Origin of the sequence: Pseudomonas tremae (assembly GCF_001401155.1) — a bacterium.
In the GTDB taxonomy this organism is placed as follows: Bacteria; Pseudomonadota; Gammaproteobacteria; order Pseudomonadales; family Pseudomonadaceae; genus Aquipseudomonas; species Aquipseudomonas tremae.
This window is the reverse complement of record NZ_LJRO01000077.1, coordinates 1-521: the sequence shown is the minus strand read 5'-3', so window position 1 is coordinate 521 and position 521 is coordinate 1. Positions and strand designations below refer to the sequence as shown.

Here is a 521-nt window from a genome sequence, read left to right as displayed (position 1 = left end):
TCAGGCGCGCACTGCTGGCGGCCAATGCTGCGATGCTTGAGGTTGGCGCCTGAACCATGGGCGTGGCGCTGCTTGCAATGGAAGTCGTCATCAGCGGGTTCTCGGGTCGAAGACTTTATAAAGGGCGTCACTGATCTGATTGAGGATCACGAAGATCAACCCGATCAGCAGGACGCAGGCCATCACGGTATTCATGTCGCCCAGCAGCAGGCTGCTGGTCAGGTGCTGGCCGAAGCCGGGCCAGGCGAACACGGTTTCTATGAGTACCGCGCCCTCCAGCAGGCCGCCGTAGGCGAGGGCGACGATGGTCAGCAGTTGCACGCGAATGTTGCGGAACGCGTGGCCCCAGACGATGCGTCGCTGCGACAGGCCCTTGACCTGGGCGGTGATGATGTATTCCTGCGAAAGCTGTTCGAGCATGAAGCTGCGGGTCATGCGGCTGATATACGCCACCGAATTGAAACTGAGGATTACCGCAGGCAGGAGGATGTGGCGCAGTGCGCTGCGAGAGGCCTCCCAGT

The 521-nt window shown here is 61.0% G+C and carries 1 protein-coding gene; it reads right to left on the bottom strand.

Translation table 11 applies throughout. From position 1 onward, the window contains the following. Positions 1-90: 90 nt before the first annotated feature. The coding region (locus tag ALO43_RS05685; RefSeq protein WP_157062267.1) for an ABC transporter permease at positions 91-521 on the bottom strand (431 nt) is incomplete at its 5' end.